At 59.6% G+C, this 16,702-nt stretch carries 14 protein-coding genes; all 14 read left to right on the plus strand.

The genetic code is table 11. The features are described from left to right. The first annotated feature begins 3 nt into the window (after positions 1–3). The 14 genes from HMPREF9241_RS02975 to HMPREF9241_RS03040 are packed head-to-tail and all read left to right on the plus strand — an operon-like array spanning position 4 to position 16,547. On the plus strand, positions 4–558 hold the full coding sequence (locus tag HMPREF9241_RS02975; RefSeq protein ID WP_006680799.1) for an NADH-quinone oxidoreductase subunit B: 555 nt from the start codon (positions 4–6) through the stop codon (positions 556–558). Continuing rightward, positions 555–1,271: an NADH-quinone oxidoreductase subunit C gene (locus HMPREF9241_RS02980; protein ID WP_006680800.1), complete on the plus strand. Its 717-nt coding sequence runs from the start codon at positions 555–557 to the stop codon at positions 1,269–1,271. Before HMPREF9241_RS02975 ends, HMPREF9241_RS02980 begins: the two co-directional genes overlap by 4 nt. Continuing rightward, on the plus strand, positions 1,271–2,620 hold the full coding sequence (locus HMPREF9241_RS02985; protein WP_006680801.1) for an NADH-quinone oxidoreductase subunit D: 1,350 nt from the start codon (positions 1,271–1,273) through the stop codon (positions 2,618–2,620). The genes HMPREF9241_RS02980 and HMPREF9241_RS02985 overlap by 1 nt, the downstream gene beginning before the upstream one ends. After that, the gene (gene nuoE / locus HMPREF9241_RS02990) at positions 2,617–3,318 is read left to right on the plus strand and encodes an NADH-quinone oxidoreductase subunit NuoE (protein ID WP_006680802.1); all 702 of its coding nucleotides are present in this window, start codon (positions 2,617–2,619) and stop codon (positions 3,316–3,318) included. The genes HMPREF9241_RS02985 and nuoE overlap by 4 nt, the downstream gene beginning before the upstream one ends. Next, positions 3,315–4,616 carry an NADH-quinone oxidoreductase subunit NuoF gene (gene nuoF, locus HMPREF9241_RS02995; RefSeq protein ID WP_006680803.1) on the plus strand — a complete coding sequence of 434 codons (1,302 nt, stop codon included), beginning with the start codon at positions 3,315–3,317 and terminating at the stop codon, positions 4,614–4,616. The genes nuoE and nuoF overlap by 4 nt, the downstream gene beginning before the upstream one ends. Further along, positions 4,613–7,177, plus strand: a complete 2,565-nt coding sequence (locus HMPREF9241_RS03000; protein ID WP_006680804.1) for an NADH-quinone oxidoreductase subunit G — start codon at positions 4,613–4,615, stop codon at positions 7,175–7,177. The genes nuoF and HMPREF9241_RS03000 overlap by 4 nt, the downstream gene beginning before the upstream one ends. Beyond that, entirely contained in the window at positions 7,174–8,484 is a 1,311-nt protein-coding gene (nuoH, locus tag HMPREF9241_RS03005; RefSeq protein ID WP_006680805.1) for an NADH-quinone oxidoreductase subunit NuoH, read from the plus strand. Before HMPREF9241_RS03000 ends, nuoH begins: the two co-directional genes overlap by 4 nt. Further along, complete coding sequence (gene nuoI, locus HMPREF9241_RS03010; RefSeq protein WP_006680806.1) at positions 8,477–9,139, plus strand: NADH-quinone oxidoreductase subunit NuoI; 663 nt, start codon at positions 8,477–8,479, stop codon at positions 9,137–9,139. Before nuoH ends, nuoI begins: the two co-directional genes overlap by 8 nt. Beyond that, a complete protein-coding gene (locus HMPREF9241_RS03015; RefSeq protein ID WP_006680807.1) occupies positions 9,136–10,113 on the plus strand; it encodes an NADH-quinone oxidoreductase subunit J in 978 nt (325 codons plus the stop codon). Before nuoI ends, HMPREF9241_RS03015 begins: the two co-directional genes overlap by 4 nt. After that, positions 10,110–10,409, plus strand: coding sequence for an NADH-quinone oxidoreductase subunit NuoK (nuoK, locus tag HMPREF9241_RS03020; protein WP_006680808.1), 300 nt, complete (start codon positions 10,110–10,112; stop codon positions 10,407–10,409). The genes HMPREF9241_RS03015 and nuoK overlap by 4 nt, the downstream gene beginning before the upstream one ends. A gap of 14 nt (positions 10,410–10,423) precedes the next feature. Next, positions 10,424–12,409: an NADH-quinone oxidoreductase subunit L gene (nuoL, locus tag HMPREF9241_RS03025; RefSeq protein WP_006680809.1), complete on the plus strand. Its 1,986-nt coding sequence runs from the start codon at positions 10,424–10,426 to the stop codon at positions 12,407–12,409. A gap of 24 nt (positions 12,410–12,433) precedes the next feature. Further along, positions 12,434–13,978, plus strand: coding sequence for a complex I subunit 4 family protein (locus HMPREF9241_RS03030; protein ID WP_040318507.1), 1,545 nt, complete (start codon positions 12,434–12,436; stop codon positions 13,976–13,978). Next, the gene (gene nuoN / locus HMPREF9241_RS03035) at positions 13,975–15,543 is read left to right on the plus strand and encodes an NADH-quinone oxidoreductase subunit NuoN (RefSeq protein ID WP_006680811.1); all 1,569 of its coding nucleotides are present in this window, start codon (positions 13,975–13,977) and stop codon (positions 15,541–15,543) included. Before HMPREF9241_RS03030 ends, nuoN begins: the two co-directional genes overlap by 4 nt. Beyond that, positions 15,540–16,547: a polyprenyl synthetase family protein gene (locus tag HMPREF9241_RS03040; protein ID WP_006680812.1), complete on the plus strand. Its 1,008-nt coding sequence runs from the start codon at positions 15,540–15,542 to the stop codon at positions 16,545–16,547. Before nuoN ends, HMPREF9241_RS03040 begins: the two co-directional genes overlap by 4 nt. Positions 16,548–16,702 lie beyond the last annotated feature (155 nt).

Genomic DNA, 16,702 nt, shown 5'->3' on the forward strand with positions numbered 1-16,702 from the left:
TAAATGGGTCTTGAAGAAAGCCTGCCCGCTGGCGTTGCGCTGACAAGCATCGAGAAGGTTCTCGGCCTTGCACGCAAGTACAGCCAGTGGCCGGTCACCATGGGTCTGGCATGTTGTGCTATTGAAATGATGGCAGCCGGCACACCTCGATTCGATATGTCCCGCTTCGGTCTGGAAGTTTTCCGCGCATCGCCGCGTCACTCGGACATGATGATCGTTTCAGGTCGTGTCAGCCACAAGATGGCTCCCGTTATTCGTCGTGTCTACGACTCTATGCCGGAACCCAAATGGGTTATTTCGATGGGTGCATGCGCATCATCGGGTGGCATGTTCAACAACTACGCCGTCGTTCAGGGATGCGATCACATCGTTCCCGTCGACGTCTACCTGCCTGGGTGCCCGCCCCGTCCCGAGGCCCTGATTCACGCGGTTCTGACACTGCGCGAACAGATTGGTAAGGAACCACTCGGCGTTCACCGTCAGGAAATTGCCCGCAAGGCTGAGCAGGCAGCTCTCGCCGCAACGCCCACCCACCAGATGAAGGGACTCCTCGCATGAGTGACGAAATCGTCACCCCGGACGACTCCCAAGTCGTAGCCAAAGCCCCGCAGCGTGCGTTCGGTGCACCCGAACTGATGACGCGTCGCGAAGGCATGTTCCCCGATACGACCGGATTTTCCGGCCTGGTGAAGGAATCTTTCCTTCCCGGTGAAACGCCACGCCCCTACGGTGGCTGGTTCGACAACACAGTCGACATTCTTGAAGAACTGATCGAAGCCGACGGTCTGAAGGTTGAAGAGGTCATCGAAAAGGTTGTTGTCGACCGCGGTGAACTGACAATCTTCATCGTCCGCGATCATATTGCTCGCGTTGCAAAGTACCTGCGTGACGATGCAGATCTTCGTTTCGAGCTCTGCCTTGGCACGAACGGTGTTCACTACCCGTCAGACGAGGGTCGCGAACTCCACGCGATCTACCCGCTGATGTCGATCACCTACAACCGCAACATTCGTCTTGAGGTCACGTGCCCCGATGGTGACCCGCACATTCCCTCCATCGTTTCTGTCTACCCGGCAAACGACTGGCAGGAACGTGAAACCTGGGACCTCATCGGCATCATCTTCGACGGTCACCCGTCGCTGACTCGTACCGCACTGCCTGACGACTGGGTAGGACACCCCCAGCGCAAGGATTACCCGCTTGGTGGCGTCCCCGTTGAATACAAGGGCGCAACAGTTCCGCCTGCAGACACGCGGAGGTCATACAACTGATGAGCACACCACACTTCCACGCGGCGGCTTCTTCAGCCCCGCTGAATATGGACGAAGTTCCCGAGGTCATGACTCAGGGTGGCGACTGGAAGGACGTTCTGAACGAAATCGAAAAGATTTCCTCCGAGCGCATCGTCGTTAACCTTGGCCCGGTTCACCCGGCAACCCATGGCGTTCTGCGTCTGATCCTCGAACTCGACGGTGAAACCGTTCGCGAAACCCGCGTTGACACCGGCTACCTTCATACCGGCATTGAGAAGACGATGGAATACCGTACGTGGACGCAGGGCGTGACGCTCTGTACCCGTATGGACTACGTTGCCCCGATCTTCCAGGAAGCCGTCTACTGCCTCGGCGTTGAAAAGCTCCTGGGCATCACGGATGACATTCCGGAGCGCGCGAACCTGATTCGCATCATGATGATGGAGCTCTGCCGCATCGCCTCGCACCTCGTCGCTATCGGTTCGACCGGTAACGAAATGGGTGCAACGACGATCATGACGATCGCATTCCGCGGTCGTGAAGAGATCCTCCGCATCTTTGAACGCATCACCGGCCTGCGTATGAACAATGCGTACATCCGCCCCGGTGGTGTCGCACAGGACATTGGCGAAGGCACCGTTGACTACATCCGTGAGCTTCTTCCGAAGGCTCGTCGCGATATCGGCGAGCTCGAAGACCTGACGAAGCAGAACCCGATCTTCAAGAAGCGTCTGTGCGACGTGGCCGTCATGCCACTGTCCGCTCTGATGGCTCTTGGCACGACCGGCCCGGGCGTCCGCGCCGCTGGCTTGCCACTCGACCTTCGTAAGTCCCAGCCCTACTGTGGTTACGAACAGTTCGAGTTCGACATTCCGACGCGCGACAAGTCAGACGTCTACAACCGTGTCATGGTTCGTTTCGACGAGTGCTACGAGTCTCTGCGCATCATCTACCAGGTCCTCGATCGTCTTGAGAAGTGCGAAGGTGCTCCCGTGATGGTCGCGGATCCGGCGATTGCATGGCCCGCACAGCTGTCGGTGGCAACCGACGGTCAGGGCAACTCGTTGCAGCACATCTCCGAGATCATGGGCTCCTCGATGGAATCCCTGATCCACCACTTCAAGCTTGTGACCGAAGGTTTCAAGGTCCCCGCTGGTCAGGTGTACCAGCAGGTTGAGCACGCAAAGGGCATCATCGGTGTTCACCTCGTTTCTGACGGTGGCACCCGCCCGTTCCGCGCCCACTTCCGTGACCCCTCGTTCGCAAACCTTCAAGCCATGGCAATGATGACCGAAGGTGGCCAGCTGGCCGACGTCGTCGTTGCACTTGCTGCCATCGACCCGGTGCTGGGAGGCGTTGACCGATGAGCTACACGCAGGAAGTTGAAGCCCGCCTGAGGGCTGAATCCGCAGAAATTATTGGCCGTTACCCGACAGGGCACGCACGTTCGGCTCTTCTTCCGATGCTGCACCTGGTGCAGTCCGAAGACGGCTACGTCAGCCCCGACGGTATCGCCCTGGTCGCCGACATTCTGGGCTTGTCGCGTCCAGAGGTCAGTGCCGTTGCAACGTTCTACACGCAGTACAAGCGTCACCCCAACGGTGACTACTTGGTTGGTGTGTGCACGAACGCGCTCTGCGCAGTTATGGGCGGCGACGCGATTTGGGATGCTGTTTCCGAACACGTTGGTGTGGGAAGCGACGAAACCAACGAATCTGGTCGCATCACCCTTGAGCGCATCGAATGCAACGCGGCCTGCGATTATGCGCCGGTTGTCATGGTCAACTGGGAGTTCTTCGACAATCAGACGCCCGAATCGGCACTTGCTCTGGTCGATGACCTCGAAGCTGGTCGCCCCGTCCACCCGACGCGTGGCGCTGCGGTTGCCCCGACCTTCAAGGAAGTTGAGCACACACTCGCGGGCTTCCTTGATGGCCATGAAAACGAAGGTCCGTCCGCCGGTGAGCCGTCCCTGCTGGGTTGCAAGCTCGCCGCGGAAAATGGGTGGACCGAGCCGGTTGCTGTTGCTGGCACCGAAGGTGAGCAGGGAGGCGAACAGGCATGACAACATTTGTAGCTCCTGGGCCCCTCACGCCGATCGTTACGAACGGTTGGGGTGAAGACCAGTCGTGGACTCTCGCTTCGTACCTGTTGCGCGGTGGCTACGAGGGTCTGAAGAAGGCCAACACTCTTGAAGCGGGCGACATCGTCCAGATCGTGAAGGACTCCGGTCTTCGCGGTCGTGGTGGCGCAGGCTTCCCGACGGGCCTCAAGTGGTCTTTCCTTCCACCAGATGACGGCAAGCCTCGCTACCTCGTTGTCAACGCTGACGAGTCCGAGCCGGGTACGTGCAAGGACATCCCGACCATCATGGCGAACCCGCATGTTCTGGTTGAAGGCATCGCGATTACCAGTCGCGCCATCAACTGCAGGCACGCGTTCGTTTACCTGCGTGGTGAGGTCGTCCACGTATACCGTCGTCTGCTAAACGCTATTAAAGAGGCAACCGATGCCGGTCTGCTCGGCGATCTGAAGATCACCGCTCACGCTGGTGCTGGCGCCTATATTTGCGGTGAGGAAACAGCGCTCCTCGATTCGCTCGAGGGCCGTCGTGGCCACCCGCGTTTGAAGCCACCGTTCCCGGCAGTCGCAGGTCTGTACGCCCGCCCGACCGTTGTGAACAACGTTGAGTCGATCTCCCAGGTCGTTGGTGTCTTCCGCAATTCGCCGGAATGGTACGCATCGATGGGCACGGAAAAGTCGAAGGGGCACGGCATCTTCTCCGTTTCCGGCCACGTGAACAATCCGGGTCAGTTCGAGGCTCCGTTCGGTATCACGATGCGTGAACTGATCGAGATGGCCGGCGGTATCCGTGATGGTCATCAGCTGAAGTTCTGGACTCCCGGTGGCTCCTCCACCCCGATCTTCACCGAAGCTGAACTTGATACCCCGCTCGACTACGAGTCGGTCGGCGCTGCAGGTTCGATGCTCGGTACCCGAGCCCTGCAGGTCTTTGACGAGACCGTGTCGGTGGTTCGCGTGGTCACTCGCTGGATCGAGTTCTACCAGCACGAATCCTGCGGTAAGTGCACGCCCTGCCGTGAAGGTACGTACTGGCTCAAGCAGATCATGTACCGCCTCGAAAAGGGCCAGGGGCTTCCCGGAGACGTTGACCTGCTGGGCGAGATCGCGAACAACATTGCCGGCCGTAGCTTCTGCGCCCTTGGCGATGCTGCTGCAACGCCGGTCAAGTCGGGTATTCAGCGATTCCGCGAAGAGTTCGAAGCCGGTCTGACTACTCCGGCCAATGAGCTCTTCCCCTACGAGGCATCCGCCATCTACGCCAGAGGAGGTGTCCGATGAGCGACGCTCCCAACATGGTTGATGTCGTCATTGATGATGTCACTGTCGCCGTCCCGCAGGGCACGCTTGTTATTCGTGCAGCAGAGCAGGCCGGAATTCGTATTCCGCGCTTCTGCGACCATCCGCTTCTGGCACCGGTTGCTGCGTGCCGTCAGTGTTTGGTCGAGGTCGGTATGCCCGATCGCAACACCGGCGAGCTTCGTTTCATGCCGAAGCCTCAGCCGTCATGCGCACAGACCGTCACTCCCGGAATGGTCGTCAAGACTCAGTTCACATCCGAGGTCGCCAAGAAGGCACAGCATGGCGTGATGGAGTTCCTGCTGATCAACCACCCGCTGGACTGTCCGATCTGCGATAAGGGTGGCGAGTGCCCCCTGCAGAACCAGGCAATGACCGATGGTCGCGCAAAGTCCCGTTTCGCCGATGCGAAGCGCACCTACCGCAAGCCGTTGCGTCTGACCAGCCAAATCCTGCTCGACCGCGATCGTTGCATTCTCTGCCAGCGTTGCGTGCGCTTCGGTAAGGAAATCTCCGGCGACGTGTTCATCGACCTGCAGGGTCGCGGTGGTGGTACGGCTCCGACCGACGACCACTACTTCATGGCAGAACAGATCGGCGCGTTCGACACGACTGCTCTGGACTTCCACAACCCGAAGCCGAAGAACCTGGGTAACGCCGGAATCTCCGGTCCCTACGGTGATGCGGGCATCATTGGTTCGGCAAACTCTGGTGACCTGACCGAAGCTGATCTTGATCAGACCGGTCGCCAGTTTGCGTCCTACTTCTCGGGCAACATCATTCAAATCTGCCCGGTTGGTGCACTGACCGCTTCCTCGTACCGCTTCCGCGCCCGCCCGTTCGACCTCGTGTCGACCGCGTCGGTCGCCGAGCATGATGCTTCCGGTTCTGCACTCCGCGTCGATATCCGTCGCGGTGAGGTTGTCCGTCGTATGGCCGGCAACGATCCGGAGGTCAACGAAGAGTGGATCACCGATAAGGATCGCTTCGCTTTCGAGTGGGACAAGCAGGATCGCCTGGTCACCCCGCTGGTTCGCGAAGACGGCATACTGGTTCCGACCTCGTGGTCGGATGCTCTTGACCGTGTCCGTAAGGGTCTCGAAGCTGCGGATCAGACGGGCTTCCTGCCCGGCGGTCGCCTGAGTTTCGAAGATGCCTGGGCATGGAGCAAGTTCGCTCGCACCGTCATCGGCTCCGATTCGATCGACGCTCGCGTTCGCACGATTTCCGCTGAAGAGACCTCGTTCTTGGCTTCGAAGGTTGCTGGTACTGGTCTTGGCGTCACCTACACCGACCTTGAAAATGCGGGGCAAGTCCTGCTGGTCGGCCTCGAACCTGAAGATGAAGCGGGCGCGATCTTCCTGCGCCTGCGCAAGGGTGTTCGTAAGGGTGGCGTGAAGGTTGCGACGGTTGCTCCGTTCACCACGAACGGTAGTGCGAAGATGAGCGCGACTCTGTTGCGTGCCGCTCCTGGCACCGAGCCTGAGGTTGTTGCTTCGATTGCTGAGGGCGAACAGAACGCAGAGCTTGCAGCCGCACTGAACGGTGGCGTCATCTTGGTAGGTGAGCGCGCAGCTCGCACCCCGGGCCTGCTTTCCGCGGTTGTCGAATTGGCTGAGCGTACGGGTGCTCGTTTGCAGTGGGTGCCTCGCCGTAACGGTGATCGTGCCGCAGTCGAAGCCGGCCTGCTACCGGGCGTGTTGCCCTTTGGTCGTCAACTGGACGACGAGGCCGCGCAGGCTTCACTCGGCTGGAAGTCCTATCCGAAGGGCGCGGGCCTGGATGCTGACGCTCAGCTTGCAGGTGCCCTCGACGGCTCGGTTCAGGCACTGGTCGTCGGTGGCGTTGACTACCGCGACTTCACCGATCCGGCTCTTGCGCTTCGCGCTTTTGAAACGGTTCCGTTCCTGGTGAGCCTTGAGGTTCGTTCCTCTGAGATCACCGAGCTTGCCGACGTTGTTCTTCCGGTTGCTCCACAGTTGGAAAAGAACGGCACGTCGATCAACTGGGAAGGTCGTCTGCGCCCCTACGGTCAGGCTGTTTCCGCTCGTTCGCTGACCGACCGCGATGTTCTGGTCAAGCTGGCCGAGGAATTTGGCGAGGATCTTGGCATTCTGACGCTGACCGACCTATACGACGAGGTCAACGCCATCAGTACCTGGGACGGCGCTCGTGCCGAGTTCATGCCGGTTGCCCCGCAGGCTCCTCAAGCAGTCGGTGCTGGTCAGGCAGTTCTCGCAACGCACAAGCCGATGCTTGATGCCGGCCGTCTGCAAGATGGTGCGCCGTGGCTCGCTGGTTCTGCTCGTCGCGTGATCGCATTCGCTTCGCAGGCAACGCTGACAGGTGCCGGCGTGAATGCAGGTGAAGCCCTGACGCTTTCCACTGAACGCGGTTCCATCACACTGCCCGCGCAGATCGCGGACCTTCCCGACAACGTCGTGTGGGTTCCCGAATGCTCGCAGGGTTCTTCAGTCCATCAGTCGCTGGGTGACGCAGGTTGCCTCGTGGCTCTCAGCGCCACTGGGGAGGTGGCCCGGTGAATCTCTTGCTCAGTGCGGTGCCTGATTACACCGCAGCAGATTTCTCGCAAGAAACATGGTGGCTGACGCTCATCAAGGCCGTCTTCATCATCGTTTACCTGATCCTGAACGTTCTTCTTGCCCTCTGGGTTGAGCGTCGTGGCCTCGGTCGCATGCAGACCCGTCCGGGCCCGAACGTGGCTGGCCCGCTCGGTTTGCTCCAGGCAATCGCGGATGCAGGCAAGCTTCTGTTCAAGGAAGACATGTGGACCCGCGGAGCCGATAAGTTCTTGTACTTCATCGCTCCGGCCATCGCAGCATTCAGCGCATTCAGCGTCTTTGCCGTGATTCCGATGGGTCCGAACGTCAACCTGTTCGGCCACTCCAGCCCGCTTCAGCTGGCTGATATGCCGGTCGCAACGCTCTACATCCTGGCAATCACCTCGCTTGGCCTGTACGGCGTTGTCCTCGGCGGTTGGTCAACCCGTTCGACGCTTCCGCTCTACGGTGCGGTTCGTTCGTCCGCCCAGGTGATTTCATACGAACTCGCAATGGGTATGGCGCTTGTTTCCGTGTTCCTCATGTCGGGCACGATGTCGACCTCGCAGATCGTTGCTTCCCAAGGCCAGGTCTGGTGGGCATTTGCGCTGATCCCAGCGTTCGTTGTCTACTGCATCTCGGCTACCGGTGAAGTCAACCGTCTGCCCTTCGACCTCCCCGAAGCTGAAGGTGAACTCGTCGCCGGTCACATGACCGAATACTCGTCCATGAAGTTCGGCTGGTACTACCTATCCGAATACGTGAACATGCTCAACGTTTCCGCGGTTGCCACCACGATGTTCTTCGGTGGGTGGCACGCGCCGTGGCCACTGTCGCACGTACCGGTCATCAACGACGGCTGGTTCGGTATGCTCTGGTTCTTCCTCAAGATGTGGTTCTTCATGTTCCTCCTCATCTGGACCCGTGCAACGCTGCTCCGCTTCCGTTACGACCAGTTCATGAGCTTCGGCTGGAAGTGGCTGATGCCGATCGCTCTGGTCTGGCTGGTTGCCGTCGCCGTCGTTCGTGGCATCACCGAATGGGTTGAGGTTTCCCTGCCAGTCCTTGGCGTATCGATTGTCATCCTCTTCGCAATCATCATGCTGATTATGTGGGTCACGGATAAGGGCGAGCCTGAACCGGCCCCCAAGCCTGCAGATATGGAATACACCGGCTTCGCTGATGGCTTCCCGATCCCGCCACTTCCCGGTCAGAGTCCGGTTGAGTCCCCGCGCGCCGGCCGTGCGCCGGTCGTGGCGACTGCCTCGAAGGAGGACACCGATGAGTAAGAAGAACGATTCGAAGAATGAGGAAATGCGCTTCGAGCATGACCCGAAGGGGCCGATCGGCGAATTCTTTGCTCCGATCGCCGGCTACGGCGTCACCATCTCGTCTTTCTTCCGTCCGACCGTCACCGAGCAGTACCCGCGCGAACCCGCGCGCGTCATGCCTCGTTTCCACGGTCGTCACCAGCTGAACCGCTACGCAGATGGTTTGGAAAAGTGCATTGGCTGCGAGCTTTGCGCGTGGGCATGCCCCGCTGACGCTATCCTCGTTGAAGCAGCATCGAATACTCCCGAGGCGCAGTACAGCCCCGGCGAGCGTTTCGGCAACGTCTACCAGATCAACTACTTGCGTTGTATCTTCTGCGGTATGTGCATCGAAGCTTGCCCGACTCGTGCTCTGACGATGAGCAATGACTTCGAGCTCGCCACCTACACTCGCGCAGATGATATTTACGAAAAGCAGGATCTGCTTGTTCCTCTCTCCGATGGAATGCTCGCTCCGCCTCACCCGATGGTCGAGGGGCTGAACGATGGCGATTACTACCGCGGTGCGGTCAGTGGTGCCACCCAGTCCCAGATTGATTGGGTGAAGGAACACCGTCCTGAGGATCCGAGCCTTGCCAACGCGCGCGTGGTGGCAAAGGAGGAAGTCCGATGAATCTACTGGGTACATGGCCCGAGATGGCATCTACCGGCGAAGCCGTGCTGTTCGCATGCACCGCAATCGTCATGGTGGTGTGCGCACTGGGTGTCCTGTTCTTTAAAAAGGCCGCATACGCCGCTATCTCGATGGTCGGCGTCATGCTGGGTCTTGCAGTTCTCTACTTGACGCAACAGGCACCGTTCCTCGGTGTTGTGCAGATCGTCGTCTACACCGGCGCAATCATGATGCTCTTCCTGTTCGTCATCATGATGATTGGCATCGGTGCCACCGATGACTACGCAACGCAGTCACGCGGTTCGATTATCGCAGCAGTCATCGCGGGTCTTGGCCTTGCAGTGATCATCGCTGCCACCCTCGGCCACACGAAGTTCACGGCTGACGCAAAGGGCCTCGTCCCCGCTGACCCGTACTCGAATGAACCGATCGAATCCCTCGCAACGACGCTCTTCTCGCAGCACTGGCTGACGATGGAGGTTGCGGGCGCACTGCTCATCACCGCCGCAATCGGCGCAATGCTACTGACGCACTCCGACAACCTCGGCCCGAAGATTTCGCAGGAAGAAACCGCAAAGGCCAAGATGCGCGCATTTGCCGAATCCGGCCGACGCATCGGTCAGCTTCCGGCACCTGGCGTCTACGCACACAGCAACGCTGCTGACGTCCCGGCCATCTCCGGTGAAACCCTCGGCCCGGTCGAAGAATCCGTCCCGCGCGTGATTCGTGTTCGTGGCTTGGAGCGTTCTATCGATCAGGTCGACCACGACGTGGCACAGTCGCTCATGCTCGCCCGTACCGGCGATACCATCGACTCGCCGTTTGCACAGTTTGCATCGCAGACCGTCGAGCGTTCGGGCTCGTGGGGTATGCCTGGCCCGGCAGCGCCCACCGGCCTTGATCAGCCGGTCGGTCCCGCCGGTGTGGCTGACGCTGAAGCACCCGCACAAACCAAGGAAGAGGAGGAGAAGTGAGTCTGGCTTGGTACCTCCTGCTTGCGGGAGTGCTCTTCTCAATCGGCGCTGTTACCGTTCTGGTTCGTCGCTCCGCCATCATTTCCCTGATGGGCGTTGAGCTCATGCTGAACTCCGCGAACCTGGTGTTCGTCACCTTCGCGCGAATCTTCGGCGATGTGAACGGTGAAATTATGGCGTTCTTCGTCATGATCGTCGCGGCCGCTGAAGTCGTGGTCGGTCTGGCGATCATCGTGTCCATCTTCAAGTCACGGTCGACAACGAGCGTTGACGATATCAACCTGCTGAAGAACTGAGGGAGGAAAACAGAATGACAACATCCTTCGCTCTTCACGCGATGAACGACGGCCTTGCTGAGGTAATCGTTCCTGCCACCGGCGCAGCGTCACTGGCATGGCTGATGATTGCAATTCCGCTGGCAAGCGCAGCGATCCTGCTGTTGCTGGGTCGTTCTTCTGACCGCTGGGGTCACCTGCTGGCCACCTGCGCCTCGTGGGTATCCTTTATCGTCGGTGCCGTCATCGTCGCCCAGGTCCTGGGAGCTGATGGGGGAGCACACCGCATGGCACACACCCTGTTCACCTGGATCCCCGCGGGGGATTTCAGCGTGAACTTCGGCCTGCTGGTTGATCCGCTGTCGCTGACCTTCGTGATGCTGGTGACCTTCGTTGGTTCCCTCATTCACGTGTACGCAATCGCCTACATGGAACATGACAAGGATCGTCGCCGCTTCTTCGCCTACCTGAACCTGTTCATCGCAGCAATGCTGACCCTGGTTCTGGCTGACTCCTACGCCGTCCTCTTCGTCGGCTGGGAAGGCGTGGGCTTGGCCTCGTACCTGCTGATCGGCTTCTGGAACCACGTTCCGGCGAATGCTCGCGCTGCAAAGAAGGCGTTCGTCATGAACCGTGTCGGTGACATGGGTATGCTCGCCGCAATGATGGTCATGGTCGCAAACTTCTCGTCCGTCCGCTTCGAGGATGTGACCGAGGGTGTCGCTACGATCCCGGTTGCTCAAGCAACCGCCATCGGCATCTTCCTCCTGGTTGCTGCCTGTGGTAAGTCCGCGCAGTTCCCGCTACAGGCATGGCTTGGTGACGCAATGGCAGGCCCGACCCCGGTTTCCGCTCTTATTCACGCGGCAACCATGGTCACCGCTGGCGTCTACTTGGTTGTTCGTTCCGGTGCCGTCTACGTTGCAGCTCCCGCGGCAGCAACTGCAGTCGCCATTATCGGTGCAATCACGCTGCTCTTCGGAGCGATCGTCGGTTCCGCAAAGGATGACATGAAGAAGGTCCTCGCGGCCTCGACCATGTCGCAGATCGGCTACATGATGCTGGGTGCGGGCCTCGGTCCGATCGGCTGGGCATTCGCAATCTTCCACCTGTTCACCCACGGCTTCTTCAAGGCACTTATGTTCCTTGGAGCCGGCTCAGTCATGCATGGCATGGCTGACCAAGTGAATATGCGTCGCTTCGGTGCCCTGCGTACCGTCATGAAGATTACGTGGGTCACGTTCATGATGGGCTGGCTGGCAATCCTCGGTGTTCCGCCGTTCTCCGGCTTCTGGTCGAAGGACAAGATCATTGAAGCAGCCTTCGCGGCGCACACCTTCGGTTCGATCGAAGCACCGTGGATCGGCTGGGTCTACGGCCTGGTTGCTCTGATCGGTGCCGGTATCACCGCGTTCTACATGTCGCGTCTGTTCTTCATGACCTTCCACGGCAGGCCGCGGTGGACGACTGAAGCGGAAGGCTCGCCGGTTCACCCGCACGAGTCCAACGCTCTCATGACCGTCCCGATGATCATCCTTGCCATTGGCGCGATCTTCATCGGTGGCCTCATGTCGATTGGTGACTTCTTCACCAACTGGTTGTCTCCCGCAATCGGTGGCGTTCACCATGGCGAACCGGTCATGCCGGTGATGGCCATTCAGATCCTGACCCTCGTCCTTGTGATTGCCGGTGCCTTCCTCGCATGGCGCATGTACGGTGCCGGCGAGGTTCCGACTGGCGTTCCTGCCGGTAATGCTCTGACCGAGGCTGCACGTCGTGACCTCTACCAGGATGACGTGAATGCCACCCTGTTCGTCGCTCCCGCTGCGGGCCTTGCAAAGCTTGCAACCGGTGGTGACCGTAAGGCAATCGACGGCGCGGTTGGTCTGGTTGCCAAGGGTTCGGCTGGTGTTGGTCGCCTGATTGCGATCACGCAGAACGGCTTCGTCCGCGCCTACGCGTCATACATCCTCGGGGGCGTTGTCGTTGCCCTCGCGATCGTCCTCGGCTTCAGGCTGTGAGGGAGTTAGACAATGGAAAACACAATGGTTGAATCCTCGTTCCCATGGCTTACCCTCCTGGTCGCTCTTCCCGCGCTGGGTGCGCTCCTGCTTGGAGTAACCCCCGCGTTGCGTAAGGGCGCAGGCAAGGGCTTTGCTCTGGTCGTCTCCCTCCTCGAACTCGGTGCTGCTATTGGCGCTGCCATGAGCTTCGACTGGGGTTCGGCTTCTATGTATCAGCTCATCGAATCCGTCTCGTGGATTCCCCAGATGGGCGTTTCATGGGCCCTCGGCGTCAACGCCTTGGCCCTGGTTATGATCCTTCTTGCTGTCATCCTGGTTCCGATCGTTTTGATCGCCGGTTGGAACGAAGATGAAAGCGAAGCGGATGCGGGCTCGTACGCGGCCCTCGTCCTCTTCCTCGAAGCGTTCATGGTCGTCATCTTCGCAGCGTGTGACCTGGTGGTCTTCTACATTGCCTTCGAAGCGATGCTGATCCCGCTGTTCCTGATGATTGGTCGTTACGGTGTCGGCCCGGTTGCCGAGCGTCATGCGGCAGCGATGAAGTTCCTGCTCTACTCGCTCGCCGGCGGTCTGGTCATGCTCGGTGGTCTGATCGCTCTTTGGGCATTCGCTCCAGAGCACTCCGACACCTTCTTCCGCCTCGACACCCTGTCCCAGGTTGCGCCGCTCCTGTCGAGCACAGTGCAGATGGGCGCGTTCGTGTCCTTCATGGTCGCCTTCGCAATCAAGGCTCCGATGGTTCCGGTTCACACCTGGCTCCCCGACACTGCCGCTGTTGCCCGTCCGGGCACGTCGGTTCTGCTCGTTGGCGTGCTGGACAAGATCGGTACCTTCGGCATGATCACGCTCTGCCTGCGCCTCTTCCCGGAAGCTTCCTTCGAAGCGCGCTGGGTCCTCTGCGCACTGGCAGTCCTGTCGATCATCTGGGGCGGTCTTGCTGCTAACGGTCAGGACGACATCATGCGCCTCGTGTCCTACACGTCCGTGTCGCACTTCGGCTTCATGGTTTTGGGTATCTTCATCGGCTCGTCGGTCGCCATGGTTGGCGCTATGTTCTACATGGTTGCTCACGGCGTTTCGATCGCAGCGATGTTTATCCTCTCCGGTTGGCTGTCGCGTCGCGGTGGCACCCAGGACATGAACGCATACTCGGGTATGCAGCGCGTCACCCCGGTTCTTGCCGGCCTCTGGCTGGTTTCCGGTCTTGCATCGATCGCACTGCCCGGTCTGTCAGGCTTCGTTCCTGAATACCTTGTCCTCATGGGTACGTGGCAGGTGAATATCGTGCTGGCGGTCTTCGCGCTACTCGGCGTGATCATCGCTGCCGTGTACGTCTTGATGCCTTACCAGCGTGTCTTCACCGGTGGCCCCGTCGCCGGCAAGGAGGCACTGCCTGACTTGAACACTCGTGAAAAGTCAGTGATGGCCCCGCTGCTCATTGCAATGGTTGTTCTCGGTATCTGGTCTGCGCCACTTGTCGGTGCACTGACCCCGATCGGTGAAGATCTTGCTCTTGGCACTGCCGATACTGCCGCAACGGCAGTTCTTGAAGGGAGCTCGAATTGAATCTCTTGCAAGCAGCAAACTTTAGCGCTCCGCAGATTGCGTGGGTGACGCTCATTCCGATCATCGTCGTCTTCGGCGGCGCGGTCTTGGGTGTGCTCATCGAAGCATTTGCTCCCCGCAAGACCCGTCGCACGCTGGTCATTGCCGTCGCTCTGCTGACGACTCTGGCCGCAGGCGCGGTGCTCGCTACGCGGTGGTTCCCGGTTCTTGACAAGCCCACTTCCATTGGTGAGTACATCGAGGACCCGCTGACGATCGGTGCCCAGTTCGTCCTGACCATCGTCGCGTTCTTCGCGATCCTGGTGATGGCCGATCGCACTGTTGTTGGTGACGGCGCTTTCGCCGGTCAGCCTTCGGACCGCCCCGGTTCGCAGGATGAAGAGCGTTCCGATACTCAGAACTACCAGCGTTCGGAAATGTTCCCGCTGGCCCTGTTCAGCTTGGGTGGCATGATGTTGTTCCCGGCAGCTGATTCCTACATCATGCTGTTCGTGGCTCTTGAAGTCATGTCGCTTCCGCTCTACATTCTGGCCGCCACCGCGCGTCGTCGCCGTCAGCTCAGCCAGGAAGCAGGCATGAAGTACTTCATCCTGGGTGCATTCGCATCCGGCTTCCTGCTGATGGGTTCGGCGCTCCTCTACGGTTTCACCGGCTCCCTGAAAATCTCCGATGCTGCAGCAGTCGTCCCGACCGCGAGCGGTCTTGATTGGCTGGCAGTTGTTGGCGTCTTCATGATCATGGTCGGCTTGCTGTTCAAGGTGGGTGCCGCTCCGTTCCATGCCTGGACGCCCGACGTGTACACCGGTGCTCCGACCCCGGTTACCGGCTTCATGGCGGCAGCCGTGAAGATGGCGGCCTTCGGTGCGATGGTGCGCTTCTACCAGACGATCGCAGCACTGCTTCAGTGGGACCTGGTTCCGGTTCTGATCGCAGTTGCCGTTCTGACCATGCTGGTTGGCACCTTCACCGGTATCGTTCAGACCGATGTGAAGCGTATGCTTGCCTTCTCGTCGATCGCGCACGCAGGCTTCATCCTGATCGGTGTTTTCTCGCTGGCTCAGGGCTCCGCTGGCCACGTCCTCTACTACGTGCTGGCATACGGGCTGGCAACGGTTGGCGCATTCGGTGTCATCACTCTGGTTCGCTCTGCGACTGCTGAAGGTGAACCCGGTGGCGAGGCAACGGCTCTGGATCGCTGGGCAGGCCTTGGCAAGAAGAACCCGCTGATGGCGGCATCCATGCTTGTCTTCCTACTCTCGTTTGCTGGCATTCCGTTGACGGCTGGTTTCGTTGGCAAGTTCGTCGTGTTCTCCGATGGGTTCGCCGGTGGCTTTGGCTGGCTCGTGGCGCTTGCTTTGGCGTGTTCCGCAGTGACGGCCTTCTACTACTTCCGCCTGGTTCGCCTGATGTTCTTCACCGAGCCGACTGAGAATTCAGTGGTTGTCCGTTCTGAAGGCATGACCTTCATCGCGGTCCTGATCTTGGCACTTGCGACGATTGTGCTAGGCGTCTTCCCCGGTCCCGTTTTGTCGATTCTGTCAAACATCGTCATACTTTTGCCGTGACCGTTTCTACGCCAGATCTCCATGTTCCCGACCTCGAGTCCCGAATTCTTCCGGGGCTCGAGGTCGTCGAGCGTCGCCTGTACGAATCAGTGACGGGGTCGCGTGACCTCGTTGATGACCTGACCAGCCACCTTGCTCTTGCAGGTGGGAAGCGACTTCGCCCCCTCCTCGCGCTGGTGTGCGCGCAACTGGGTGACCCGGAACGTGCGCTCAGTGACGAGGTCATTCGCGGTGCGACTGCCGTTGAAATGACGCATCTCGCGTCGCTCTATCATGATGACGTTATGGACTCAGCGCCGACCAGGCGTGGCGTTCCGTCGGCTCAGCACGTGTGGGGCAATAATCGTGCGATCCTCGCTGGTGACGTGCTTTTTGCGCGGGCGTCGATGCTGATCACGACGCTTGGTCCTGAGATGGTTCGCTACCATGCGAAGACCTTCGAACGTCTCTGCATCGGTCAGCTGAATGAAACCTTCGGTCCGACTGAAGAAGACGACCGCGTCGACTTCTACTTGAAGGTTCTGTCGGATAAGACCGGCTCGCTGGTCGCAACGGCCGCGTACTTTGGTGCGTGTCTGTCGGGTGCTTCTGATGACATTGCTGCGATCGTCTCTGAGTTCGGCGAACGCATTGGTGTGGCATTCCAGATCGCTGACGACGTCCTTGACCTTGCGTCCGATCAGTCTGGTAAGACACCGGGTACTGATCTGCGTGAGGGTGTAGACACCCTGCCGATTCTGCTCCTGCGTCGTCGTGTTGCTGAGGGCACGATCGATGAAGCGGGGAAGCAGATTCTGGCTGAACGTGACGCTGATCTGTCGTCGGATGAAGCTCTCGGTGCCCTGGTAGCGAAGATTCGTGTCCATGATTGCTTGGAGGAAACGCGTGCGCTGGCTCGTCAGTGGTCAGATAGTGCGATCGAGGTGCTCGACTCTCTGCCCGATGGTGAACCGAAGCAGGCACTCATCGCGTTTGCTCACCTGATGGTGGATCGTTTGGTCTGACTTCGACAGTTGTTTTCATCTGTGTGCCCCGTAGCTGTGACTGTGGGGCACACAGTGCTTTACGGGGAGTCTCTTCTCTTTCGCCCGAGCGTGTTTCGCACGTCAGAAGGACAGTGGGTGAGATATTGGCTGGGAGCCGGGACGAGGCCACGCTC

The organism is Schaalia turicensis ACS-279-V-Col4 (assembly GCF_000296505.1).
Taxonomy (GTDB): domain Bacteria; phylum Actinomycetota; class Actinomycetes; order Actinomycetales; family Actinomycetaceae; genus Pauljensenia; species Pauljensenia turicensis_A.